The sequence below is a fragment of the Crenobacter oryzisoli genome (genome assembly GCF_030385785.1).
GTDB classification, from domain to species: Bacteria; Pseudomonadota; Gammaproteobacteria; order Burkholderiales; family Chromobacteriaceae; genus Crenobacter_A; species Crenobacter_A oryzisoli.
Genome location: NZ_JAUEDK010000008.1, coordinates 101,142 through 124,317, shown reverse-complemented (window position 1 = coordinate 124,317; position 23,176 = coordinate 101,142). Strand labels below are relative to the sequence as shown.

The window sequence follows — 23,176 nt, the reverse complement described above, 5'->3', positions numbered from 1 at the left end:
ATGTACAACGTCGCCTGTATCGACCTCGAGGGCGTGCTGGTCCCAGAGATGTGGCCGCATATCGCGGCCGCGACCGGCCTGTCCGAACTGAACCTGACGACGCGAGAGGTGTCCGATTATGCGCGGCTGGTGGAGGTCCGCATTCGGCTGCTGCGCGAGCACGGCATCCGACTGACCGACCTGCAGACGCTGGTCGAGACGCTTGAGCCGATGGCCGGCGCATGCGCCTTCGTCGAGCGGTTGCAGCAGTCGTATCGGCTGGTGCTGGTGTCGGACGCATTTCTCGAAATGGTGTTGCCGCTGTGGCACAAGCTCGGCGAGCCGGAGCTGCAATGCCATCACTTCGAGTGCGATGCCGCCGGCTACATCGTGCAGCCGCACTATGTGCGCCGCGGAGGCAAACAGGAGGCGCTGCTGCCGTTTCAGGGCTGTCGCACCCTGGCGGTGGGCGATGCGTTCAACGACCTGTCGATGCTGCGGGCGGCGAGCCAGGGCTTTCTGTTCCGCCCGTCGGCTGAAACCCGCGCTGCCGCCACCGACTTGCCGGTGGCGTACGACTACCTCGATGTGCTGCAGGGCGTAGGTTTAACGGTGTGAGCCCGGGGGTGATGACTGGTCGCCGCTGCCCGCGTCCTGCATTGGCATCAGGTGCGACCCGGCTGCCATTCCGGGTAGGCCGGCAGTTCGTCGCCGTGCGCCAACCAGGGCACTGCATGCGATTGCCAGATCGTGTATGCCGGCGTGACGCCAGGATCGTCATCCAGCGTCGCCACGCGCAGGATCCAGTGCGGCTTTCCGACACGCTCGGCCACCAGTTGGGTGCCGCAGCGAGAGCAGAAATAGCGTGTTTTGCCTGGGGACGACTCATAGCGACTGAGCAGTGCTTCACCGCGCAGCCAGCGAAAATGCTCGCGTTTTACCGCCGCCCCCGTGTTGAACGCGGCGGAATGGGCCTTGCGACAGGTGTGGCAGGCGCAATGTTGGATTTCCGAGTCGAGCTGGTCGATTTCGTAGGCGATCTCGCCGCACAGACAACTGCCTTGCATGGGGTTCTCCTGAGGATGGTTCTACCTCTGGCCGTTATGGCATTCAGCGAATAGGCGATCTGTGCGAGACGGATGCCGGCTCCTTGTGCGGCGGCGGCTCGACGCTTTTCGCCGACGCTCAGTCGGCAATGTCGTCGAGGAAACGGTACATCACGTAGGCGTCGACGAGGCCGAGCGTGGCATGGCGGAACGCACGCGGCAGCGTGCCGACGATGGTGAAACCGAGCTTTTGCCACAGTTTTACCGCCCCGTGGTTGCTTGCCACCACGAAGTTGAACTGCATCGCGGCGAAGCCGGCACGCTTGGCCTCTACCAGACAATGCTTGCCCAGTGTGACGCCGACGCCGCGGCCATGTACCGTCGGGTCGACCATGAACGAGGCGTTGGCAACATGGTTGCCGAGGTCGCGCTGATTGGCAACGAGCTTGTACATGCCGACGACTCGTTCACCCTCTAATGCGACCCAACTGACGATGCCGGGCCCGAACCAGTAGGCGCTCGCATCGTTCTCGCTGGTGGATGGGGCGAACACATAGCTGTCTCCTCCTGCGATCACGGCGTGGAAGATGGTCCACATCGCCGGCCAGTCGGCGGTGTTGGCCGGGCGCAGGGTGAGGGCGTCGCTCATCGCCGGTCTCCTTGGGGCGGTAGGGTTGGCAGATAGGGGCCGATCACGGTAAGCGCGTGTTCGACGTAGCTGTCCTTCTCGCCGACTGGCGCCACGTAGTGCAGTGCCGCTGCCGCGTCATCGATGCCGGCCAGGCGCGCGATCGTCCAGGCGGCGAGATAGACCGAAGCCAGGCAGCCACCGGCGGTGGCGACATTGCCCCGCGCGTAAAGCGGCTGCTCGACGATGCGCACACCGGCTTCCTCGACCCAAGGCTTGGTGATCAGATCGGTGCAGGCGGGCACGCCGTCGAGCAAGCCAAGGCGGGCGAGCAGCAGCGTGCCCGAGCACTGGGCGCCGATCAGTTGGCGGCTCGAATTGAGCGCGAGCGTGTCGAGGAAGGCGGTATCGGCGGCGTAGTCGCGGGTCTTGATACCGCTCCCAACCAGCACCGCGTCGGCGCTGGCCGCGTCGGCCAACGTTGCTTGTGCCTGCAGCGACACACCGTTCATCGAGGTGACTCGGGGGCTTGGGCAGGCCAGCGATACCCGCCAGCCGGGGCGTTTCACCCGGTTGAGCAGGCCGAGCGCGATCAGAGAGTCGAGCTCATTGAAACCGTCGAGCGTCAGGATGGCAATGTGCATAAGAGGCTCCTTTGTCCGTGCCGTTCAGTCCAGGGAGATGCTGCGGCCGTGCCAGCCGTCGGCGCGGCGCTCGGCGATCAACAGCGCCTCTCCATTCGCCGGAGCGTGCGCGATGTGTTCGCCGTTCTCGTCCCACAGCGCACTGCCACCGGCACACTGCCAGCCGCTGGACGGTGCGCCGTAATTGGCCAGCAGCACTGCCATGCGGTGCTCGCGAGCGTAGCCCTGTAGCTGTTGGGTATCGGCCGCGTAGCCGTTGACCGACAGCAGCATGCCGGCGCTGTAGACGGCGGCGCCGCTTCGTTTCGCTGCCGCAGGGTGTTCCGGGTGGCCTGTGTCGGCGCAGATCGCCAGCGCCGCACGGGTGCGGGCATCGTCGTCCAGCGTCAGCGTCAAGCCGGCTTCTCCCGGCAAGAACACCGTGTCTTCGCCCGGGTGCAGGTATTGCTTGGCGTAATGACCGATCGCGCCGTCCGGGCCGAAGATCAGTGCGGCGAGCCGCAGCGTGTCGTCGCCGAGGCGCAGCGGTGCACCGGCGACGATGGTCATCGCGTGCCGCTGTGCCGCTTCGGCCAACGGTATGAGTCGTGCATCGTCGAGCGTCACCGCGCAATTGCGCGCCAATGCCAGCTCATACCCGGTCAGCGACAGCTCGGGAAACTGCAGCAGCGTAACGCCGTGACGGGCGGCCAAGGCGATGAAGTCGAGGTGGCGGGCCAGATTGGTCGAAAGGTCGCCGGCGAGCGGAGCGGTCTGGGCGGCGGCGAGGACAAGCGCGGGCATCGAGAACTCCTGATGGTTAAGTGCTTATCATACCGATTCTTGCCCGGCGGATGGGCTCTGCCCGATGTCGGTAGTCGGAAGCGGGGCAACTATGGAGGAGCGGGCAGGTCTTTCTTGGTCCGGACAGGCGATGGATTGCTGTCTGGTATGGTGACGAGACCGTAACGGCATGATCGACTAGTGCCGCCACTAGTGGGTGGGGCGCCGGCTTGGAAGCTGCAAAGAGCGCACGGAACTGTACACAGGTTTGGACGGTTACTGGCTGTCTTCGGGGGCTATGGGGGTAACGAACTGTCGGCGCCGTGCGGTGAGACTGTTTGGGGGGGCTGGGACGCGTCGAGGCCGGACGAGCCAAGCAAAACAGAGGAAGGGGGAAAAGCAAACAGGCTTCTGTCTTAGACAGAAGCCTGCTGCATGAATCTGGCGTCCCCACGGGGAATCGAACCCCGGCTACCGCCGTGAAAGGGCGGTGTTCTAACCGCTAAACTATAGGGACTGATTGTGGCGCACCCGGAGCGATTCGAACGCCCGACCCTCTGGTTCGTAGCCAGATACTCTATCCAACTGAGCTACGGGTGCACTGGTACTGCTATTGTCGGTGGCGTCCCCACGGGGAATCGAACCCCGGCTACCGCCGTGAAAGGGCGGTGTTCTAACCGCTAAACTATAGGGACATACCGTGGCGCACCCGGAGCGATTCGAACGCCCGACCCTCTGGTTCGTAGCCAGATACTCTATCCAACTGAGCTACGGGTGCGCTGTTTCTCGCGTTGTTCTGCAAGAGAGGCCGAACTATAAAGGGCCAAGTTTCGGCTGTCAAGCGTTGGTGGGCTTTTTATTTGCAGGTCGATAAAATAGAAGTATGCAATGCCTTAATGCGTCACAGTGACATTGTCCTGTTGCCTTCTTCCATCAGGCTGCCGGCTTGGCCGGGAGTCATCGCATAGTGAAATTCCATGCTGTTTGAGCAAGCTTGCGCGATTGTCGATTTGGAAACCACCGGTGGTCACATCACCAAAGATCGCATCACCGAGATCGGCGTGATCCTGATCGACGGCGAGCGGATCGAGCGTTTTTCCACGCTGGTCAATCCAGGTCAGCCGATTCCGCCGTTCATCGTCAACATGACAGGCATCAGCGATGAGATGGTGGCCAACGCGCCGCCGTTCGAGGCGCTGGCCGAACGGCTCCTGAGGATGCTGGAGGGGCGGCTGTTCATCGCACATAATGCCCGCTTCGATTATGGCTTCCTGAAGAACGAATTCCGCCGCGTTGGCCTGCGTTTCCAGACCGAGGTGCTGTGCTCGGTGAGGCTGTCGCGTCGTCTCTATCCGCAGCATTTCAAGCACAACCTCGACAGCCTGATCGAGCGGCACGGCATCGAGTTGGCCGAACGCCATCGCGCGCTGGCCGATGCCGAGGCGGTCTACCATTTCCTGCAGTCGGCCAGCCGCGAATTGGGCGAGGCTCCGGTGCGGGCGGCGGCCGAATACCTGATGGCCAAGCCGACGGTGCCGGAGGGCATCGACGCTGACGTGGTCGACCAGCTGCCCGACGTGCCTGGCGTGTATCTGTTCTTCGGCGAGGCCGATCAGCCGCTCTATGTCGGCAAAACGGTGAATCTGCGCAGCGCGGTGCTGAAGCATTTCGCCGGGGAGCCGGCAGATCGGGCGCTGGCCGAGGCGGTGAGGCGCATCGACTGGCAGGAGACGGTCGGCGAGTTCGGCGCGCAGCTGATGGCGCTGCAGCTGATCCGAGAATTGCAGCCGTCGCATAATCTGAAGGGGCGGCCGAGCCAGGAGTTGTGCTCGCTGCAGTTGGCGAGCGATGCGGACGGTTTTGTGCGGGCTCGTACCGTGGCGGCCCGCGATGTCGACTTTTCCAGGGTCGAAACGCTATACGGCCTATACCGCAACCCTCGTGAGGCGAAGAAGGTGCTCACGGATCTCGTGCGGGCGCATGAGCTGTGTCCTGCAGTGCTCGGTATCGAGCCGATCACCTCGAAGAAGGGTAGCCCTTGCTGCGCAAGGCAGGCTGGACACTGTCGCGGCGCCTGCGTCGGCATCGAGCCGGTCGAGTCGCACAACGCCAGGCTGATGGCGGCGTTGGCACGCTTGAAAGTGAAGAACTGGCCATTTCCAAACGCGGTGGCGGTGGTGGAGAGCGACCCGGTGACCGGGGAATCGGTCGAGCATGTGTTCGACCGGTGGTGCTATCTGGGCAGCCGCGGGGAGGAAGGGGAGGCGCTCGACGGTACGCCGAGCTTCGACCTTGAGACTTACAAGCTGATCAGCGCCTATCTGAAGAAGCCGTTCGAGCACACCAGCGTGCGGCTGCTGGAGACGGCGCAGCCAGCCACCATGGGCGCTTGGTAAACAATTTGGCCGAACCCCGTTTAGGGTTCGGCCAAATTGTTTCGGGCAGGCGTCCGAGCTCAGTCGTGCAGCGCGAGGAAGCCCTTGAGCTTGCTTTCGATCAGGCGCGGGTTCTCGCCGTTGGCAATACCGATCAGGCCCTCGAGGACCAGTTCCTTGCAGGCGATCTCGGCGTCGATCAAGTGGCGCAGCTTCAGTCCCACCGGCAGGAAGAACAGGTTGGCGAGGCCCACACCGTAAACGGTGGCGACGAACGCCACCGCAATGCCAGAGCCGAGCTTGGCCGGCTCGGTGAGGTTTTCCATCACGTGGATCAGGCCGAGCACGGCGCCCAGGATACCCATCGTGGGCGAGTAGCCACCGGCCGAGTCCCAGATGCGCGCCGCCTGCTTGCGGGCACGCTCGAACATGGTGATTTCCACCTCCATCGTGGAGCGCAGCGCCTCGGGTGCGGTGCCGTCGACCAGCATCTGCAGCGCCTTCTGGGTGAACGGATCTTTCTGGCCGGCGACGGTGCCCTCCAGCGCCAATAGGCCGCCCTTGCGGGCGGTCTGGCTCCAGCTGATCACGTCGTGGATCAGGCGATTGTGGTCAAACTGCGGCGGCGCGAACACCCAGCGCAGCATCTTGATCCCGGCGATGAACTGTTTCGGCGTCGACTGCAACATGACCGCGCTGGCCGTGCCGCCGACCACGATCAGGAAGGCGGTCAGCTGCAACAGCGAGCCGATGTGCCCGCCCTCGAGCGCCTGGCCGGCGATGATGGCGGTCAGACCGCCGATGATGGCTATGAAGCTGATTTTATCCACGGTGGCTGGGGTTCCTGCGGGCTAGGGTGGAGGCGGGGGGTCAGATCCATTCACGAAGGCGGCCGCGTAGGCGCACGACGGCCTGGCTGTGCAGCTGGCTGACGCGCGACTCGGACACGCCGAGCACGGCGCCGATTTCCTTGAGGTTCATTTCCTGTTCGTAGTACAGGCTCATCACCAACTGGTCACGCTCCGGTAGCGCCCCGATTGCCTCAATCAGCGAGCCGCGGAAACCGGCATCGGACAGGGTGGCAAGCGGGTCGGGGCTGCGGGTGTCGACGATGTTGGCGAGCGCGTCGGACAGTCCTTCGCCCTCATCGTCTGAGAAGTCCTCGAAGTGCAGCAGTGACAGTCCCTTGCAGTCACCGAGCATGGTCTGGTACTCGTCAAGCGGCACGCCTAGCTGCTCGGCGATCTCGGTTTCGCGCGGGGCACGGCCGAGCTGCTGTTCGAGCTTGGAGATGGCCTCTTCGATCTGGCGGGCCTGGCGGCGCGCTTGGCGTGGCAGCCAGTCTTCGCGACGCAACTCGTCGAGCATCGCGCCACGTACCCGCTGGCTGGCGAAGGTCTCGAATTGCACGCCTTGTGCCGGGTCGTACTGCTTTGCGGCCTCGATCAGGCCGATGATGCCGACCTGCACCAAGTCGTTGATGTCGACCGATGACGGCAGGCGTGCGGCCATCAGGCCGGCTATTTTGCGCACCATCGGCGCGTGCAGCGTGACGTCGATGTCACAGCGCTGTTCGATCTGGTAGCCGTGGCGTTTCAGAAGTGCAGACATGGTCAGAATCCGATGGCGAGGGTGCAGTCGCGCGAGGCGCTGGCCAGAAGTTCCAGATAGCCGGTATCGGCACCGCCGGGGGGCGGGGTGTGCCAGTGTGGCAGCTGTGCAGCGAGCTGGCCGTACGCTTCTGCCGCTTCACTATGCGGGAAGGCATCGGCCAGCGGCCGGCGCAACGTCTGGCTGCGCGGTACGCTGATGTCGTAGGGCACGAAGCCGACCATCCTCAGTGGCAATTGCAGATAACTGCCGGCCACTTCGGCTAACCGGTTGAACAGGAGTCGCGCCTCGTCGAGATGATCGCAACGGTTGATCAGCACGTTGGCCGACAGCCGGCCGGCAAAGCCGTGCAGCCGTTTCAGCTCAGCGTAGGCTTGGGTCAGCGATTCGGTGTCCGGGCCGAGCACCAGGATCAGATTGTCGGCAATCCCGGCTGGAATCGGATCGTCGGCCGGGGACGGGGCATTGATCAGCACCACGTCGGCATCACGCTCTAGCGGCTGGAATTCTCCCTGTAGCCGGTGCCAGGCAAGCTCACTGAGCTCGGCGCGTTCAGCAGCCGATGCGTACAGATTGAGTAGCGTGATGCCGTGCGGGGACTGGCTCATCAATTCGCTCAGTGCCCTCGGCCGCCGCGTCGGGCCCGACAGCGTGGCGGCGGGGGGCAGGCCCAGCCGGCGGCTCAGCACTTGGCCGGGCTGAGCGTCGAGCAGCAGCGGACGCTGCCCGTTGCGGGTCAGTGAGATCGCCAGCTCGGCGGTCAGCGTACTGCAACCGCTGCCGTCGGCACCAACGATGGCGAAACTAGCGGGACGGCTGGCGCGGCGGGTGAGCCGGCGCAGGCTTTCGGCCTGGTCGAACATCAGAGCAACCCGGCCTGTGCGGCGTGCATCATCGGCAGCTCGTCTGTGAACAGTTCGAACGGCGACGGCGCCTGGCGTGGCGCAAAAGCGCGCTCGATCAACGGGGCCGGCTGAGCCGCATGCAAGTCTTCCGGGACCCGCTGGCCGTTGGCCAGCGCCAACAGTTGCAGGCGGTGACGGATCACCACGTCGAGGCAGGAGCCGAGCGGCACCGCCTCGTCGAGCTTGGACAGGATGCAGCCGAACAGGCCATTGCCGCGGTAATGGTTGACCACGTCGTCGAGGGTGTGACCGTCTGAGTTGGCTGCCAAGAGCAGGATGCGGTTGACCGGCCGGTTCGTCGCCGCGGATAGCAGATCGGTCTGCTCGATGACACGGCTGTCACGCTGGCTCATACCCATGGTATCGATCAGCACCACATGGCGCTCGGACAGATCAGCCAGCGCGAGGCTCAGGTCCTGGCCGCTCTGCACCGCGTGTACCGGCACACCAAGGATCTTGCCGTAGATGCGCAGCTGGTCCTGGGCACCGATCCGGTAGCTGTCGGAGGTGATCAGCGCAACGTTCTGTGCACCGTATTTCAGGGTGGCACGGGCGGCCAGTTTGGCGACGGTGGTGGTTTTGCCCACCCCGGTCGGGCCGACCAGCGCGAACACGCCGCCGGCCTCGAACAGATCGGCCTCGATGTCGCCGCAGCGCAGATTGTGCGCCAGCGTCGAGCGCGCCCACTGTAGCGCGGTCTCGCTCTTGTAGGCCTCGGGTAGCTTGTCGATCAACTGACGGATCAGCGCGGCGGAGAAGCCGCACGACAGCAGGCGGCGGTACAGTTCCAGCCGCTCCGGTGCTTGTTCTCGCATATCAGACCAAGCGAAGCCGGCCAGCTGACTTTGCAGCAGACTGCGTAGCTGGCGGACCTCGTCGCCGACGCTGCGGATCTCGCTGCTGACGGTGGCGGTGACTTGGGACAGGTCAGGATGCAGCGGCGGGCTAGTCGGGATCGGAGGACCATCGTCGAGCCAAGTATGGTCGACCTCGGTCAGTGGCGATTTCAGCATCGGAGCCGAGCTGGCGTCGACCTGTGGTGCTTCGTCCGGCAGCTCGGCCATGAGGCCCTCGCTCGGCGATGGCTCGACGAGGGGCTGTGGTTTGGTTGCAGCATCGGTGGATAGCTGGGCGAAGCTGTGCATGGTGACAGCGCTGGCCGTCTCGTCATGGCGCCGGTTGTTCCAACTGTGCTCGCTGTGCTCGAGCGGCTCAACCGGCAGGGCGTAGGTGCGGGCGATTGCGCGCTGCACCGGGCTGTGGGTGGCCGACTGTGGACGCGGGCTGGTAACTGGGTTCGGTACGGCCTTGGCCACTGCCGACAGCTCGACGTCAGCGATCGCCATGATCTCGACACCGCCGTCTTTGCCTGGCCGATTGGAAAGAATCAGCGCGTCTTCACCTAGCTCGTCGCGAACCAAACGCAGCGCCTCGCGGGTGCTGTTACCAAAGAATTTCTTTACCACCATGCTTTACGCTTCCTTGCTTCCACCAACAACACCAATGATGCGGATGGTCTTGTTGTCGGGAATTTCGTTGTGCGAAATGACCCTCAGATGCGGCAACGGCCTGCGCAGGAAGCGCGCCAGCAGCGGCCGCAGCAGCGGCGGCGTCAGGAGCACCGGGTTGTAGCCCTGCTGTTCGACCTGTTCAGCCTGCTGTGCTGCGCTGGCGAGCAGGTTTTCGGCCAGGCCCGGTTCCAGCCCGCCGCCGCGCGATTGCACCGCCTGCGTCAAGACGTTTTCCAGCGTCGGTTCCAGCGTGATCAGCGCCAGTTCGGTTTCACCCGGGAACAGCTGCTGAACGATGGCGCGCGACAGCGCGGTGCGCACCGCACTGGTCAACTCGTCGGCGTCCTGGGTGACGGCGATATGATCGGCCAGCGTCTCGATGATGCTGCGCACGTCCCGGATGTGGATACCGTCGGCCAACAGACGCTGCAGCACCTTCTGCAGCACGCCAACCGGCACTACCTTCGGCACCAGGTCTTCCATCAGCTTCGGCGATTCCTTGGCCTGGTGCTCGATCAGCTGCTGCACCTCTTCGCGGCCCAGGAGTTCCGACGCGTGCTGCTGCAACAGGTTGGAAAGGTGGGTGGCGACCACGGTCGATGCGTCGACCACGGTGTAGCCAAGCATCTGTGCTTCGTCACGGCGGCTGGCGTCGATCCATACCGCCGGCAGGCCGAACGCTGGGTCGGTGGTCGGTGTGCCTTGGATGTCGCCGTTGACGCGGCCTGGGTTGATCGCGAGGTACTGGCCGATGAAGGCCTCGCCGGTGCCGATCTCCACACCCTTGAGCAGGATGCGGTAGGCGTTCGGCTTGATTTCCAGGTTGTCGCGGATATGCACCGGCGGCACCAGGAAGCCGAGTTCCTGAGCAATCTTCTTGCGGATGCCGCGGATGCGGCGCAGCAGTTCGCCGTCCTGGTTGCGGTCGACCAGCGGAATCATCCGGTAACCAACCTCCAGGCCGAGTGCATCAACCCCCTGCACGTCGTTCCAGCTGACCTCGGTGGCTGGCGTCTCGATCGATGCCGGCTTGACGGTGGTCTGCTCGGCAAAGGCCAGGCGCTGGCTGCGCTTGGAATGCCAGTAGCCGAGTACCACCAGCAGCGTCGAGATGGTCAGGAAGGCGACGTGCGGCATGCTCGGGATCAGGCCGATCAGGCCGAGCACGCCGGCGGTGATATAAAGCACCTGCGAGTTCATGAACAGCTGGCCGACCAGCTGCTCGGACATGTCCTTCTCGGTGCCGACGCGCGACACCACGATGCCGGCGGCGGTGGAGATGATCAGTGCCGGGATCTGCGCAACCAGGCCGTCACCGATGGTGAGCAGGGTGTAGGCATGTGCCGCGTCGGCCACTCCCAGGTCGTGCTGGACCACGCCGACGATCAGACCACCGACGATGTTGATCAGGATGATCAGGATGCCGGCCATCGCGTCGCCACGGACGAACTTGGACGCACCGTCCATCGCACCGAAGAAGTTGGCTTCTTCGGTGATGGTGGCGCGGCGCTTGCGCGCCTCGTCCTCGCCGATCAGGCCGGCGTTCAGGTCGGCGTCGATCGCCATCTGCTTGCCGGGCATCGCATCGAGGGTGAAGCGGGCGGACACTTCGGCGATCCGGCCGGCACCCTTGGTGATCACCACGAAGTTGATGATGGTGAGGATCACGAACACTACCACGCCGATGGCGATATTGCCGCCGACCAGGAAGGTGGCGAACGCCTCGATCACGTGGCCGGCCGCGTCCGGGCCGCTGTGGCCCTCCAGCAGGATTACCCGCGAGCTCGCCACGTTCAGCGACAGGCGCAGCAGAGTGGTGACCAGGAGCACCGCCGGGAAGGCCGAGAACTCGAGAGGACGACGCACGCCGATGCCTACCAACAGCACGATGATCGACATCGCGATGTTGAAGGTGAAGAACATGTCGAGCATGATCGGCGGCAGCGGCAGTACCATCATCATCAGGATGAGGATGATCAGGACTGGGCCGGCCAGGCTGGTGACGTTGAAGCGTTTCAGTTGCAGAAGAATAGTGTCCATGCCGGCTTAGTGTCGTGTTGCGCTGTCCGCCTCGGGCGGCTGGTTATGTTGTGGGTCGAGATCGGTCGGTACGTCGAGCTGATCGGGGAACACCGGCGCGATGCCGCCGCTGCTCTGGTAAACGTTGAGCTGGTAAACGTAGGCCAGCACCTGTGCCGCGGCCGAGTACAGCCGCGATGGCACTTCGTCTCCGATCTCGGCGTTGAAGTACAGCGCCCGGGTGAAGCTGGGTACGCGCATCACGGTGACCTTATGCTCGCGGCCGATCTCGATGATGCGTTCGGCCACCTTAAGTGAGCCCTTGGCGAGAACCCGGGGCGCACGCATATCTTCAGTATATTTTATGGCGACGGCATAGTGGGTCGGGTTGGTGACGATCACGTTGGCGTTGGGCACTTCCTGCATCATCCGGCGGCGTGCCGCTTCGCGCTGCAACTGGCGGATGCGGCCCTTTACTTCGGGCGAGCCTTCCTGCTCCTTGTATTCGCGCTTGACCTCTTCCTTGGTCATGCGCAGCTGTTTGTAGTACTGCCAGAGCTGGTAGGGCACATCCAGCACCACCAGCAGGATCATCGCGCCGGACACGATCAGAAAGGTGTGGCTCATCAGGTCGATCAGCTTCGCCAGTGCACTTTTCAGCGGCATGTTGACCAGACCGACAAGTTCCATCCTTTCGTTCCAGATCACCCAGCAGGCCACACCGCCGATCAGCATGCTCTTCAGGATCGCCTTCAGACCCTCGGTTGCGGCGTTGATCGAAAACAGCCGCTTGATGCCGGTAAACGGATTGATCTTGGAGAACTTCGGCATTACCGGCTTGAGCGAGTAGTTCCAGCCGCCGATCAGGATAGGCACCAGCGCCGCTACCAGCAAAAGACCGACGAAGATCGGCAGTATTTGCCAGAGCGTCTGGAACATCGCCTCCTTGAAGCGTTCAAGTGCCGTGGCGGTGTCGCGCACCGTTGCCTGGTCGAAGGTGAAGGCGTGCTGAGCGAGCTGTTGCAAGAAGTCGGCCAAGCGGCCACCGAGCAATATCAGCAGTGCCACGCCGGTCATCGTCACGGCAAACGTCGAGAGCTCGCGTGAGCGCGGCACGTTGCCGTCTTCGCGAGCCTGTTGCAGTCGTCTGGCTGACGCCGCTTCTGTCCGTTCTAAATCCGAATCGCTCGCCATGATGAAACAATGAAAAATAGCGCCATTATTTTTAAGCGGATCGTATCTTATGCGAGAGAAATCTACTAGCGCTTGAAGCTGTTTCTTGTACTGCTTAATTCGCCAAGCTAGGCTGCAAGGCCCACCATACCTAAGTGTGGCCGGGCTTTCCTCGTCGCCGGGGCCACTATGATGACTTGTCGCTGTTTCACGACAAAGTCACCAAGAATGCATTATCTATCAAATACCCAGGGCTGAGACCGGGTAAATATCAAAATTGAGTAAAATCACTGATTATACCTTTTTATCTACATTGCATTGCCGGAGGCTTCGGTTGGGACGTGGACGTCCTCGGGACTTGCCGTAAGCGGTTGGAGGCTTGCACATGCTGCGGGCGCCGCAGCTCTTCAGGACTGTGTGGTCACGTTCGGCTCGATTCTTTTTAATGGCATTCGTGTATTGGGGGTCTTGGGTGTGAGGCGCCGACGGTAAGGTCCGGGGTGGTACAATCGCCGGGTTTGACGAACGGAAGACAGAGGCCAATGAAACCCTATCTCGACCTGATGCGGCATGTGCTCGAGCACGGCCATGACAAGTCCGATCGCACCGGCACCGGCACCCGTTCGGTATTCGGCTACCAGATGCGTTTCGACCTGTCCGCAGGATTTCCATTGGTGACCACCAAGAAGCTGCATCTCAAATCGATCGTTCACGAGCTGCTCTGGTTCTTGAAGGGCGACACCAATATCCGCTACCTGAAGGAAAACGGCGTGTCGATCTGGGACGAGTGGGCCGACGAGAACGGCGAGCTTGGCCCGGTGTACGGCTACCAGTGGCGCAGCTGGCCAGCACCGGATGGTCGCCATATCGACCAGATTGCCAATGTGGTCGATATGATCAAGAAGAACCCGGACAGCCGCCGCCTGATCGTGTCGGCGTGGAACCCGGCGCTGGTCGACGAGATGGCGCTGCCACCGTGTCATGCGCTGTTCCAGTTCTATGTCGCCGACGGCAGACTGTCCTGTCAGCTCTACCAGCGTTCGGCCGACATCTTCCTCGGCGTGCCGTTCAATATCGCCAGCTACGCCTTGCTGACCCTGATGGTGGCGCAGGTGTGCGGCCTGAAGCCCGGTGAGTTCGTCCATACCTTGGGCGATGCCCACCTGTATAGCAACCACTTGGCACAGGCACGTGAACAGCTGTCTCGCGAGCCGCGCCCGCTGCCGACGATGAAGTTGAACCCCTCTGTGACCGACCTGTTCGCGTTCACCTACGACGACTTCGCGCTGGAAGGGTACGACCCGCATCCTCATATCAAGGCGGCGGTGGCAGTATGACGAAGGCGATGATCACGTTGGTGGTGGCAATGGCGGAAAACCGTGCCATCGGCATTAACAACACGCTGCCCTGGCACCTGCCGGAAGACCTGAAGCACTTCAAGGCGGTGACACTGGGCAAGCCGGTGGTGATGGGGCGCAAGACCTGGGACTCGATAGGCCGGCCACTACCAGGGCGCCGCAATATTGTGGTGACCCGCAATGCCGATTGGGCGGCCGACGGCGCCGAGCCGGCGCATTCGCTGGGGGCCGCGCTGGCGCTGGCCGGCGATGCGGAGGAAATCTGCGTGATCGGCGGGGCCGAGCTGTACGGCCAGGCGATCGAGAGTGCAGACCGCTTGCTGGTCACCGAGGTTGGGCTGACGGTGGCGGGCGATGCATTCTTCCCGGTGATCGACCGCAGCCGTTGGCAGGAGACGGGACGCGAGTCGCATCAGCGCGAGGACGGACTCGTCTACGCTTTCGTAGAATACCGGCGCTTGTAATCGACGTTGGCCGAATCAAAACGGGCTGCCTGGGCAGCCCGTTTTTCATTGGTGCAACTTGGTGATCAGGCGTTGCCAGCCAGCGCTTCGGCCGACTCCTGCGCAAGCTGGCTGTAGCCGACGCTGAACTCGTCCAGCATCACGCTCAGGCGCTGGGTGTCACGTGCGATGATGGTTTTCAGCACTTCCTCGAGGAAGGCGTGGGTGCGGTCGAGCTGGCTCTTGCCGGCGCGCAAGATTGCATACAGGCAGCGCTGGGTCAGTGGCAGCAGGTCTTCCAGTGTCTGTTCGACGTAACGGTTGTTGGCGTAGCGGTAGAGATTGTGCAGGAACTCGATGCCGTGCTCGTAGAAACCCTGGCGGTCGTCGCGACGCTGACACTCGGACAGCTCGGTCATCAGCTCGAAGAAGCGGGCCAGATCGTCGTTCTTCCAGCTGCTGGCGAGGTTGCGCACCACCTTGTCGAGCATCAGGAACCAGATATCGAAGAAGTCGCCGACGTCGGCGGCCGAGATGCTCGCGACCACCGCGCCGCGGCGCGGGTAGATCTCGACCAGGTGGCGGCGCTGAAGGATCAGCAGGGCCTCGCGGACCGAGCCGCGACTGACGGACAGTTCGGCGGCGATGCGCAGTTCTTGGATCCGTTCGCCTGGCTTCATTGCCCCCTCGATGACCTGCTTGCCCAGATACTGGGCGATCTGTTCGGTGAGCGAATCGTTGGCCTTGAAACTCATGCGAATACTCCGGAAATGCAGCCCCGCGGGTAGCTGGGGCGAGAAACAAAAACGCCGGACGGTGGGTGTCACTTGTCCGGCAATCCTTCAATTGGCCAAATTGTAACGCGGGTCATCAATTGTCGCCAAGTACAAGCGAGGGACACAATGCGAATCGGCCGGACAAAGCCGGCCGATGTTGACGCGAATCAGACAGCGCTCTTTGTTAAAGAGGACGGCGTACTGCGATCAGGTAGTTAACGTCGCTATCGCGTGACAGATGGTAGTCGCGCGCGATCGGGTTGTAGCTCATGCCGCTGATGTCGGCGAGTTCCAGGCCGGCGCCTCGCGTCATCCTGATCAGTTCGGACGGCTTGATGAAGCGGGAATATTCGTGGGTGCCGCGTGGCAGGAGGCCCAGCACGTATTCGGCGCCGAGGATCGCCATCAGATAAGCCTTGGTGTTGCGATTCAGCGTCGAGAAGAACACCCAGCCACCCGGCTTGACCAGCGCGGCGCAGGCACGCACTACGCTTTCGGGCGATGGCACGTGTTCGAGCATTTCCATGCAGGTGACTACGTCGAAGCCGGCGGGTCGCTCGTCGGCCAGCGTCTCTACGGGCACGCAGCGGTACTCGACCGGCACGCCCGATTCCATGCTGTGCAGCTGCGCGACCTTCAGCGATTTCTTGGCAAGGTCGATGCCGGTCACGGTGGCACCCTTCTCGGCCATGCTCTCCGCCAAGATGCCGCCGCCGCATCCGACGTCGAGCACGGTCTTGCCGGCGATGTCGGCGAAGCGGTCGATGTAGCCGAGGCGTAGCGGGTTGATCTCGTGCAGCGGTTTGAACTCGCTCTCCTTGTCCCACCACTTGTGTGCGAGCTGGCTGAATTTGTCCAGTTCGAGTTGATCGACGTTGTCGCTCATCCCTTACTCCCCTTTGGCCAGGATGCGGCCGCGCCAGTCTTCGCCCTTGGCAAGCAGGTCGGCGAGGTTCAGTCGGGTCAGCACGCGATCCTTCAGCAGGCATTCGCCAGCCACCCAGGTGTGGGTGACTTGTTCGCGGCCTGCCGCATAGACGATGTGCGAGACCGGGTCGAAGGTCGGCGCGGTCTCGATCGTGGCAAGATCCACCGCGATCAGGTCGGCCTGCTTGCCGGCCTTGATGGAGCCGACCTGGTCGTCGATGCCGAGCGCCTTGGCACCGTTCAGCGTTGCCATGCGGATCGCAGTGGCAGCCGGTACGGCAGTCGGGTCGAGCGTGCCGACCTTGGCCAGCAGGGCACTCATGCGGGTTTCGGCCAACATGTCGAGTTTGTTGTTGGAAGCGGCGCCGTCGGTGCCGACGCCGACGTTGACGCCGGCGGCCAAGAGCTTCTGTACCGGCGCGATGCCGGAGGCGAGCTTCATGTTCGAGGTCGGGTTATGCGCGATGGACACGCCATGACGGGCGACCAGTTCGATCTCCTCGTCGTTCAGGTGCACCATGTGCGCCGCCACCAGGCGAGGCGACAGCATGCCCAGTTGCTGCAGGCGGGCGAGTGGGCGCTGGTGGTGCTGTTCGATGCTGCCGGCCACCTCGTCCGCGGTCTCGTGGATGTGGCAGTGGATCAGCATGTCTTCCTGTTCGGCCAGGGTCACCACCTTGCGGAAGGTGTCGTCCGAGACGGTGTACGGGGCGTGCGGGGCCAGCGTGAAGGTGATGCGCTCCTCGCCGAGGAATTCGCGGCGCTCGGCCATTCCCTTGGCGATGTAGTCGTCGGCGTTGACGCCGTAGTTGGTCGGGAACTCCAGGATGGAGCAGCCGACAAAGGTGCGCATGCCCGACGACAGGCCGGCGCGGGCGACCGCGCCGTGGTAGAAGTACATGTCGTTGATTGTGGTGGTGCCGCCACGCAACATTTCGGCCATCGCGATCAGCGAACCGTCGAAGACGAATTCGTCGCGCACATGGCGGCCTTCGGCCGGCCAGATGTGGTTGTTCAGCCAGTCCATCAGTGCCTTGTCGTCGGCCAAGCCGCGCAGCAGCGTCATCGCCGAGTGGCCGTGGAGGTTGATCAGGCCCGGCATCAGCACATGGCGATCCAGCTCGATGACCTCGTCGGCAACTAGTTGGCGTGCCTCTGCCGCTGGCAGGATGACGGCAATTCTGCCATCCTTAAGCGCGATGGCATGATTTTCCAGTATTTCTCCATCCGTTTCGACGGTAATCATCCAGCGAGCAAAGATAAGGCTGTCAAACTGGGCCTGGGACATAGGGCCTCCACGAGTCTAGAATGCCGGCGATTGTAGGCGTCTGCTTCTGCCAAGGCAAACCGCTGGCTGGCGTGGACATTGTGTATTTGCTTCTCATTACGATGCGTTTACAAGGATTTTTCAACAGGATGCGCCGCTCAGACGACCTAGGCCCGCAGTCATCCTCCGCAACACCACCGCCGGCCGGCCACACTGTCTTTGGCCGGCGACTGTCATTGCGTCAACTGTTCCTGATGGCAGTGGCGCTGGGCCTGTTGATTCCGGCGATCCTTAGTTCGGCGATCGGTTTCACCATGCAGCGCCAAGAGCTGACCAGCCGCTTCGTCACTGACCAGCGTCGCCTGCTTGAGGTCGTCGCGCTCGGCATGCAGGAGCCGTTGTGGAACCTGTCGCGACCGAGCGGTGCGCCGCTGATCGCTTCGCTGATGGAGGATTCTCGCGTGATCTCGGTACAGGTCACCGACAATCTGTCCAATACCATTTTCATGTCAGCAGTACGCAGCGAACGTCGCCTCGGTGAGGTGGAGGTGTTAAAAAAGCCGGTGGTTTACCGGGGGGAGGAGATCGGCGAGGTAGCGATCGAATTCGACCGGCAGCACATCATCACCGAGCAGAACCACCTGCTGCTGAACTCCGCCTTGCTGCTGTTGATCCAGCTGGTGTGCGCCACGCTGCTGATCATGCTGATCCTGCATCATCGCTTCCTGAAACCGATGCAAAGATTGGCCGAACAGATCGCCGCCTTGGCGGGCTTGCGGCTTGATGGCCATTTCGAGTGGCCGGACAACGACGAAGTCAGCCAGCTTGGCCGCAAGCTTGAGGCGACCCGCGCCGAACTCAAGCGCCTGGTCGACGAGACCGAGGCCAAGACGCTGGCGCTCGAGGCCGACATCAGCCGCCGTCGCGAGGTAGAGGACGCGCTGCGCCGCTCCGAGACCAAGTACCGAGAGCTGTTCTGGTCCAACCTCGACGGCATTGTGATCAGCACGCTGGATGGCCAGATCCTCGACGCCAACCCGGCGTTCCTGAACTTGCTCGGTTACAGCGCCGAACAGCTCAAGCTGCAAAACTTCTGGACATTGCTGACCCCGGAGAGCGAAACCTCCGAGCGCCTGAAGATCGACCAAGAGGTGTTGCGCTTCGGCTTCTGCGACGACATCGACTCGACCTATATCACTCGTTTCGGCAATACCGTGCCGGTCAACGTCAAGACCGTGGCGATGCGCGATGCTTACGGCCGCATCTATGCCGTGTGGCGGATGGTGCGCGATGTGTCCGAGCAGCGCGCCGCCCAGGAGCACATCGAATTGACCGCCAAGGTGTTCGACAACACCGTCGAGGCGATCATGATCACCGATGCCAACTTGAGCATTCAGAGCGTCAACAAGGCATTCACCGAGATCACCGGCTATCGCCCGGAAGAGGTGGTCGGTGCCAAGCCGAACATCCTCAAGTCGCAGTTGCACGATGCAGCGTTCTACCGGGCGATGTGGCAGCAGATCCGTCTGACCGGCGCCTGGCAGGGCGAGCTGTGGGACCGCAAGAAGAGCGGGGCGGTGTACCCGCAGTGGATCGCGATCAACGCGGTAAAGAACACGACCGGCGAGGTGACTCATTACATCGGCATTGCCAGCGACCTGTCCGAGCGCAAGGCCGCCGACGAGCGCATCCGCTTCCTCGCCCATTTCGATGTGCTGACCAATCTGCCGAACCGGGTACACCTGCAGGAGCGCGCCGAGCTGGCGCTGCAGGCGGCGGAACGAGACGACACCCAGATGGCGGTGCTGCTGCTTGACCTGGACCGCTTCAAGCTGATCAACGAGTCGCTCGGCCACTCGGCTGGCGACATGCTGTTGCAGGTCGTTGCCGAGCGGCTGCGCGGCAGACTTGGCCCGGGCGAAATGCTCGCCCGCCAGGGGGGGGACGAGTTCATCGTGCTCTTGCCGGCACTGCCTGCCGGCCCGAGCGAAGTGGTGCGTGCTGCGGAGCGTATCCTCGATTGTTTTGCGCAGCCGGTCGAGCTGCATGGTCATATGCTGTCGGTCAGCCCGTCGATCGGCATCGCGATGTATCCGGATGACGGGAGCGATGTCGAGACGCTGGTGCGCAACGCCGACGCCGCGATGTACGCGGCCAAGTCGGCAGGCCGCAACAACTACAAGTTCTACACCGCCGACCTCAACGTGCGTGCCAGCGAGGTGTTGGCGATCGAGAGCCAGTTCCGGGGCGCCTTGGAGCGCAACGAGTTCGTGCTGCACTACCAGCCGCAGGTCGACATGACCGACGGCCGCCTGCTTGGTGCCGAAGCGCTGATCCGCTGGAACCACCCGGAGCAGGGGTTGATCGGGCCGCTGCGCTTTATCCCGGTGGCCGAGGAGCGCGGCTTCATCGTGGCGATCGGCAACTGGGTGATCCGAGAGGCGTGTCGCCAGTTGGCCGAATGGAAGGCGGCCGGCTGCATTCTGCCAAAACTGGCGCTCAACCTCTCTGCGCTGCAGTTCCGCGATCCGGAGCTGTTGAGCGTCATCGAGGGACAGCTGGTAGCGTACGATCTCGATGGCGCCTGCCTGGAAATCGAGCTGACTGAGAGCGTGCTGATGGACGACGTTGAGGGCACGCTGCAGGCGGTCGAGGCATTGCGTGCGCTCGGCGTGTCGCTGGCGATCGATGACTTTGGTACCGGTTACTCCAGCCTGTCCTACCTGAAGCGCTTCAAGGCCGACACGTTGAAGATCGACCGCAGCTTCGTGCGCGACATCCCGCAGGACCTGGACGACAGCGCGATCACCCGCGCGATCATCGCGATGGCCAAAACGCTGAATATGCAGGTGCTGGCCGAAGGGGTGGAGACCGCACAGCAATGGCGCTTCCTGGCAGACGAAGGCTGTGACCAGGTGCAGGGCTATCTGGTGTCACCGCCGCTGCCGGCCGAACGCTTCGAGGCGGTGCTGCGAGATGGAGCGATGTTGCCGAGTGAGATGGCGCTGCCTTAAGGTGTCATTCAGAGTGGGCAAGACCAAAGTTGGCCGAAGCGATTCGGCCAACTTTTTTTGTGCAGGCTCAGGTGGGGAACACCCGCTGGTAGAAATCGGCCAGCAAGGCGGCGAGTCGCTCGGGCTGCTCCAGCGGCACCATATGACCTGTCTCCGGCAACAGCGCAAGCTGGCTGTCTGGTAGAGCCGCATGCATCGTCTGCAGCGCCGAGACCGGCACCATCGCGTCATCTTGACCGCCCACCAGCAGCACCGGGCAGGGCAGGGCAGGTAACCGCTCGATCAGCGATGCTCGCTCGCTGGTCTCCCGCAGCTGCGTGATCAGCGTGTCCTTGCCCAACTCCCTGTCCATCTGACGCACTACGTCGACCACGGCAGGGTCGTGCCGACGGCTAGGGTGGACGAACTGCGCCAGCCTCTGCGACGACATGCCCTGATACGGATGGCGCTGCAGCCAGGACAATGCTTGCTTGCGGGTCGTCTGTTCCGTAGCGCTCAACCCCGCTGCCGTGCAGGCGATCAATACCAGCGAACGCACGCGTTCCGGATGAGCCAGCACGTGCTGCAAGGCAAGATACCCTCCCATCGAGAACGCCACCAGATCGGCGCGAGCCGAGGTGGCATCGGAGATGCAGGCCATCATGCCGGTATGGTTACGGGCATGCTGGAGCGGCACGTAGGTAGGTTCGATGTTGGGCAGCAGCGGAGCCAAGCGTTGCCACAGACGCTCGTCGCACTGAGTGCCGGGGAGGAAATAGACGGGGTATGGCATAAGCGAGGCGGGCGGTTGGATTGGGGCCAGTGTGGCAAAAAGCCATGCCAAGCGGCAAGAGAGCGATGGTGCCGATAGACTGACTAACATGAACAAAGCGCGGACGTTTTAGCAACGGAAACGGTGATGCTGGATGGCACGGCCAGCGTATCGATCCGGTGCCACCGTTCACGTTTTCTTGGGACGCGTTTCGCCTGGGCTGTCCTATCGTCTGGCCTGATCACAGCTTGGCGTGGGCCGATATCTAGACGCAAGCGCCTGATTCTAGTGCGGTATTCACATCATCCGTGCGCAGTGGCATTGCCAATCCCGTCGGGGGCATTGTGTTCCACTGCACAGGTCTTCTTGGATAAGACCGTCTATCAGGAGGCAGACCATGTGCCGCTGGGTTGCGTACTCGGGTAATCCCGTTCCGCTTGAGATGTTGCTGTTTCAGACTAAGCATTCCCTGATCGATCAGAGTGTGTATTCTCATCTTGGCGCCACCACCACCAATGGTGACGGTTTCGGCATCGGCTGGTACGGCCGACATGACGAGATTCCCTACCTCTACCGCTGCGTAAACCCGGCATGGAGCGACCGGAACCTGCGCGAGGCGGCTCGTGCCATTCATGCACCGCTGTTTCTCGCCCACGTGCGCTCGGCCACCGACACCCCGGTGCAGGAGACCAACTGCCATCCGTTCCGGCATGGTCGCTGGCTGTTTGTACACAACGGGCTGATCCGCGACTATCACCTCGTCCGCCGCGACTTGATGCTGGCGGTCGGCGCGGAGCTGTTTACATCGATCGAGGGGTCGACCGACTCGGAGTTGATGTTCTTCCTTGCGCTGACATACGGGCTTGAGACCGACCCGGTGGCGGCACTGGAGCGGATGGTCGCGGTGGTCGAGGAAACCGGACGGCGCCATGGGGTAGAGCAGCCGGTCAATATGACGGTCTGCGCGACCGACGGCGAGCAACTGGTCGCAGTGCGTTATTCCAGCGAAGCGCAGTCGCGCTCGTTGTTTCACAGCACCTCGTTCCGCTGTCTGCGCAAACTGTACCCGGACAATCCGCGTATCACCGCCGTAGGGGAGGACGCCTTCCTCGTGCTGTCGGAACCGCTCAGCGACCTGCCCGGGGTGTGGGAGGAAGTGCCGGAGAGGATGGCCATCGTCGCGAAGCGGGGCGATATCACCAAACAATGCTTCAACCCGCACTTGCCATAAGGTTGAGAGGCCTCTTTCCTCTGCCCAGACAATTATTGCGATACCAGGGTTTCGTCGCTCCAGGCCACAGCGGCGTCTTCGTCATTGCCTTGTCCAAGCCCCCGTGTTGCCAATCCCTCCTTGTCCGTGCTGGCTGGACAGCCGTTGAATGGGCTGCGGCCACGGTCACTGGTTGGACGAGGCCATGAACAACGCCCTGCCGCATCTCGTGGCCTTGGCATCATCGCACGGCGCTATTTTTTGACCCACTGACCATTCGGCGTCTTGATATAGGTGCCCGGCGGGGTCTTCTCTATCGCTTTCTGCCCCGCCAGCGCGGCCACTTGATCCAGGGTGGCGCCGTTCTTTTGAGCAATGGCTTCGTAAGCTGCGCGGCGCTTGGCATTGATGTCGGCGGCCAGTCCCACGGCATCCGGCGTTGGCTGGACGACGCCCAGATAACCGTCGGGTTGTTCCCCCACCAGCCCCTGCGACTTGGCGCTCCCGAGATCAAGCGCCATGGTCAGCGCACTGCAGGTCAGCAGCAGCGCCGCCAACAATTGCATCGTCGTTTTCATCGCTCGCCCTTAGAACAAGGATTTGTCTTGACTGAGCGTATCGACGTCTTTTTCCACCTTGAGGCGGATCTCATGGTCGATTTTCACGTTCAGATTGATGGTGATCGGCTCCTTCGGAGCCTCAAGCGCGACCCGTGGGGTACAGGCTACCAGAGGCAGTAAGGCCACCAGCCAAACGGGTTTCATGAGCGTCCTCCGC

General features: G+C 62.7%; 22 protein-coding genes and 4 tRNA genes. 6 read left to right on the top strand and 20 right to left on the bottom strand.

Annotation, left to right across the window (positions count from 1 at the left end; translation table 11 throughout):
- The gene (gene thrH / locus QU481_RS06840) at positions 1-597 is read left to right on the top strand and encodes a bifunctional phosphoserine phosphatase/homoserine phosphotransferase ThrH (RefSeq protein ID WP_289829180.1); all 597 of its coding nucleotides are present in this window, start codon (positions 1-3) and stop codon (positions 595-597) included.
- Positions 598-644: 47 nt separating this feature from the next.
- Here thrH and QU481_RS06835 read toward each other — a convergent pair whose 3' ends face one another.
- The 8 genes from QU481_RS06835 to QU481_RS06800 form a co-directional block, all read right to left on the bottom strand.
- The gene (locus QU481_RS06835; RefSeq protein WP_289829179.1) at positions 645-1,046 is read right to left on the bottom strand and encodes a GFA family protein; all 402 of its coding nucleotides are present in this window, start codon (positions 1,044-1,046) and stop codon (positions 645-647) included.
- 118 nt (positions 1,047-1,164) lie between these two features.
- A complete protein-coding gene (locus QU481_RS06830) occupies positions 1,165-1,674 on the bottom strand; it encodes a GNAT family N-acetyltransferase (RefSeq protein WP_289829178.1) in 510 nt (169 codons plus the stop codon).
- Positions 1,671-2,297, bottom strand: coding sequence for a DJ-1/PfpI family protein (locus tag QU481_RS06825; protein WP_289829177.1), 627 nt, complete (start codon positions 2,295-2,297; stop codon positions 1,671-1,673). Before QU481_RS06825 ends, QU481_RS06830 begins: the two co-directional genes overlap by 4 nt.
- A gap of 24 nt (positions 2,298-2,321) precedes the next feature.
- The gene (locus QU481_RS06820; protein ID WP_289829176.1) at positions 2,322-3,080 is read right to left on the bottom strand and encodes a carbon-nitrogen hydrolase family protein; all 759 of its coding nucleotides are present in this window, start codon (positions 3,078-3,080) and stop codon (positions 2,322-2,324) included.
- Positions 3,081-3,501: 421 nt separating this feature from the next.
- A tRNA-Glu gene (locus QU481_RS06815) sits at positions 3,502-3,576 on the bottom strand.
- A gap of 6 nt (positions 3,577-3,582) precedes the next feature.
- Positions 3,583-3,659 (bottom strand) — tRNA-Arg (locus QU481_RS06810).
- 20 nt (positions 3,660-3,679) lie between these two features.
- Positions 3,680-3,754: transfer RNA gene (locus tag QU481_RS06805), tRNA-Glu, on the bottom strand.
- A 6-nt stretch (positions 3,755-3,760) separates the two neighbouring features.
- A tRNA-Arg gene (locus QU481_RS06800) sits at positions 3,761-3,837 on the bottom strand.
- 199 nt (positions 3,838-4,036) lie between these two features.
- On the opposite strand from QU481_RS06800, the gene QU481_RS06795 reads away from it, so the two are divergent.
- Complete coding sequence (locus QU481_RS06795) at positions 4,037-5,455, top strand: exonuclease domain-containing protein (protein WP_289829175.1); 1,419 nt, start codon at positions 4,037-4,039, stop codon at positions 5,453-5,455.
- Between the two features lie 59 nt (positions 5,456-5,514).
- On the opposite strand, the gene QU481_RS06790 is transcribed toward QU481_RS06795, so the two are convergent.
- The 6 genes from QU481_RS06790 to flhB are packed head-to-tail and all read right to left on the bottom strand — an operon-like array spanning position 5,515 to position 12,674.
- Positions 5,515-6,264, bottom strand: coding sequence for a flagellar motor protein (locus QU481_RS06790; protein ID WP_289829174.1), 750 nt, complete (start codon positions 6,262-6,264; stop codon positions 5,515-5,517).
- A gap of 40 nt (positions 6,265-6,304) precedes the next feature.
- On the bottom strand, positions 6,305-7,045 hold the full coding sequence (locus QU481_RS06785) for an RNA polymerase sigma factor FliA (RefSeq protein ID WP_289829173.1): 741 nt from the start codon (positions 7,043-7,045) through the stop codon (positions 6,305-6,307).
- 2 nt (positions 7,046-7,047) lie between these two features.
- A complete protein-coding gene (locus QU481_RS06780; RefSeq protein ID WP_289829172.1) occupies positions 7,048-7,908 on the bottom strand; it encodes a MinD/ParA family ATP-binding protein in 861 nt (286 codons plus the stop codon).
- Positions 7,908-9,419, bottom strand: coding sequence for a flagellar biosynthesis GTPase FlhF (gene flhF / locus QU481_RS06775; protein WP_289829171.1), 1,512 nt, complete (start codon positions 9,417-9,419; stop codon positions 7,908-7,910). Before flhF ends, QU481_RS06780 begins: the two co-directional genes overlap by 1 nt.
- Before the next feature lie 3 nt (positions 9,420-9,422).
- Positions 9,423-11,501, bottom strand: coding sequence for a flagellar biosynthesis protein FlhA (gene flhA, locus QU481_RS06770; RefSeq protein ID WP_289829170.1), 2,079 nt, complete (start codon positions 11,499-11,501; stop codon positions 9,423-9,425).
- Positions 11,502-11,507: 6 nt separating this feature from the next.
- Positions 11,508-12,674, bottom strand: coding sequence for a flagellar biosynthesis protein FlhB (gene flhB, locus QU481_RS06765; RefSeq protein WP_289829169.1), 1,167 nt, complete (start codon positions 12,672-12,674; stop codon positions 11,508-11,510).
- A 521-nt stretch (positions 12,675-13,195) separates the two neighbouring features.
- On the opposite strand from flhB, the gene QU481_RS06760 reads away from it, so the two are divergent.
- Positions 13,196-13,990, top strand: a complete 795-nt coding sequence (locus tag QU481_RS06760) for a thymidylate synthase (protein WP_289829168.1) — start codon at positions 13,196-13,198, stop codon at positions 13,988-13,990.
- On the top strand, positions 13,987-14,475 hold the full coding sequence (locus QU481_RS06755) for a dihydrofolate reductase (RefSeq protein WP_289829167.1): 489 nt from the start codon (positions 13,987-13,989) through the stop codon (positions 14,473-14,475). Before QU481_RS06760 ends, QU481_RS06755 begins: the two co-directional genes overlap by 4 nt.
- Before the next feature lie 65 nt (positions 14,476-14,540).
- On the opposite strand, the gene QU481_RS06750 is transcribed toward QU481_RS06755, so the two are convergent.
- The 3 genes from QU481_RS06750 to QU481_RS06740 all read right to left on the bottom strand — a co-directional run bounded on the left by QU481_RS06750 (position 14,541) and on the right by QU481_RS06740 (position 17,445).
- Positions 14,541-15,209, bottom strand: coding sequence for a GntR family transcriptional regulator (locus QU481_RS06750; protein WP_289829166.1), 669 nt, complete (start codon positions 15,207-15,209; stop codon positions 14,541-14,543).
- Between the two features lie 205 nt (positions 15,210-15,414).
- Entirely contained in the window at positions 15,415-16,116 is a 702-nt protein-coding gene (ubiG, locus tag QU481_RS06745) for a bifunctional 2-polyprenyl-6-hydroxyphenol methylase/3-demethylubiquinol 3-O-methyltransferase UbiG (RefSeq protein WP_289829165.1), read from the bottom strand.
- 3 nt (positions 16,117-16,119) lie between these two features.
- Positions 16,120-17,445 carry a TRZ/ATZ family hydrolase gene (locus tag QU481_RS06740; protein WP_289829164.1) on the bottom strand — a complete coding sequence of 442 codons (1,326 nt, stop codon included), beginning with the start codon at positions 17,443-17,445 and terminating at the stop codon, positions 16,120-16,122.
- 215 nt (positions 17,446-17,660) lie between these two features.
- On the opposite strand from QU481_RS06740, the gene QU481_RS06735 reads away from it, so the two are divergent.
- On the top strand, positions 17,661-20,438 hold the full coding sequence (locus QU481_RS06735; protein ID WP_289829163.1) for an EAL domain-containing protein: 2,778 nt from the start codon (positions 17,661-17,663) through the stop codon (positions 20,436-20,438).
- Positions 20,439-20,505: 67 nt separating this feature from the next.
- On the opposite strand, the gene QU481_RS06730 is transcribed toward QU481_RS06735, so the two are convergent.
- Complete coding sequence (locus tag QU481_RS06730; protein WP_289829161.1) at positions 20,506-21,210, bottom strand: alpha/beta fold hydrolase; 705 nt, start codon at positions 21,208-21,210, stop codon at positions 20,506-20,508.
- 376 nt (positions 21,211-21,586) lie between these two features.
- On the opposite strand from QU481_RS06730, the gene QU481_RS06725 reads away from it, so the two are divergent.
- Positions 21,587-22,420 carry a class II glutamine amidotransferase gene (locus QU481_RS06725; RefSeq protein ID WP_289829159.1) on the top strand — a complete coding sequence of 278 codons (834 nt, stop codon included), beginning with the start codon at positions 21,587-21,589 and terminating at the stop codon, positions 22,418-22,420.
- A 233-nt stretch (positions 22,421-22,653) separates the two neighbouring features.
- On the opposite strand, the gene QU481_RS06720 is transcribed toward QU481_RS06725, so the two are convergent.
- Complete coding sequence (locus QU481_RS06720) at positions 22,654-22,977, bottom strand: YdbL family probable chaperone protein (RefSeq protein WP_289829158.1); 324 nt, start codon at positions 22,975-22,977, stop codon at positions 22,654-22,656.
- A gap of 9 nt (positions 22,978-22,986) precedes the next feature.
- Positions 22,987-23,163 (bottom strand): YnbE family lipoprotein, encoded by a 177-nt coding sequence (locus QU481_RS06715; protein WP_289829157.1) that lies wholly within the window; start codon positions 23,161-23,163, stop codon positions 22,987-22,989.
- Positions 23,164-23,176: the final 13 nt, after the last annotated feature.